This window comes from Streptomyces sp. URMC 127 (assembly GCF_051386535.1).
GTDB lineage: Bacteria > Actinomycetota > Actinomycetes > Streptomycetales > Streptomycetaceae > Streptomyces.
The window spans coordinates 1-1454 of sequence record NZ_JBPQTW010000437.1 but is presented as its reverse complement, the minus strand read 5'-3'; the positions used below and the strand labels follow the sequence as shown (position 1 = coordinate 1454).

The window sequence follows — 1454 nt, the reverse complement described above, 5'->3', positions numbered from 1 at the left end:
TGTATAAGAGACAGCCCCCGCCACGCAGAACCCCCGGCACACCCGGACGAGGCAAAACCACCGACGTACCCGACCGGAGACACGCCCCCGGCCTACTCCGGCCCGACCGAACTCCCGGCGCACCCGGACGAGGCGAAACCACCGGCGTACCCGGCCACGAACACGCCACCGGCGTACCCGGGCCAGGTAGGGCACCCGATGCACCAGGAGCAGGAAGCACCCCCGGCCTACCCGGCCGCGGACACGCCCCCGGCGTACCCGGCCGGGGCAGGGGCCCCTGCGCATCCGGGCCGGCAGACGCCCCCGGCCTACCCGCACCCCGCACAGCCGCCGGCCCAGCCGCCCGGCGAAGGCACGCCACCCGCATACCCGGGTGCAGCAGAATCCCCCGCGCCCCCTGCCCACCCTGGCGCGGGAGCGTCTCCGACGGGGCCGGGCCCGGCAGGGCCGGACACAGGAACTCCGGCGCATCCGCGCGACGAGGCGGCGCACCCTGCCCATCCGGGTGGGCAGCCCGGGCTGCCGTCGGGCGTCTTCGGCGCCCACGGCGCCGTGGGTGCCGGCGCGCACGACGACCTCCCCCTGCAGACGGGGCGCAAGCACATGAAGGCGTATCAGCGCGGAGTGGACGGCGCAGCGCTCTCTCAGCTGGTGGTGACGCTTCCCACCGCGCTGATCAGCCTCGCCGTGGTCTCGTTCGCGTTCGCCCTGGTCAACCCCGTGCTCGGCCTGGTGATGCCCGTCATGTGGCTGCTGTCCGGGCCGCTGGTCTTCCACCGGTCCGCCGAGGCGGCCATCGCCCGTTACCTGCTGGGCATGCGGCGGCCCACGCCCGAGGAGGCCGAACGGCTGGGCGCGGTGTGGGAGGAGGTGACGCGCCGCGCGGGGGTGGACCAGGGCACGTACGAGCTGTGGGTCCAGGAGCGCGCCGAGCTCAACGCGACCGCTGCCGCCGGACACATCGTGGGCGTCACCCGCCACGCGCTGGAGCGGCTGCCGAACTCCCGGCTGGCAGCCGTGCTGGCGCACGAGCTGGGCCACCACGTGGGCGGGCACACCTGGGCGGGCATGCTCGCCGACTGGTACGCGCTGCCGGCCCGTACGGTGTGGCGGTGGATCACCATGGGCCTGCTCTTCCTCCTGGGGTCGAGGAACGTGGCGGGCATCGCCTGCGGCGGTTGCCTCTCCGTGACGTTCCTGTGGTTCGTGTACGCGCTGACGTTCACCGAGTCGATGTGGTGGCTCACCCTGCCGGTGGCGCTCGGGCCGTTCTTCGTCGCCTGGCTGCACCGCCGGGCCGAGTGCCGGGCGGACGACTACGCGGCAGGGCTCGGATTCGGCGACGAGCTGATGGAGGTGCTCGCCGAGGAGCACCGGGCGCAGGCCGTGCCGCCGGTGCCCCCGATGCCGCCTGCGCCACCCGCCCCGCCGGCGGCCCCCGGACCGTACGGAGC

The 1454-nt window shown here is 74.8% G+C and carries 1 protein-coding gene; it reads left to right on the top strand.

What is annotated here, in order from left to right:
- Nucleotides 1-603: 603 nt before the first annotated feature.
- The coding region (locus ACSNOH_RS34750) for a M48 family metalloprotease (protein WP_436725437.1) at nucleotides 604-1454 on the top strand (851 nt) is incomplete at its 3' end.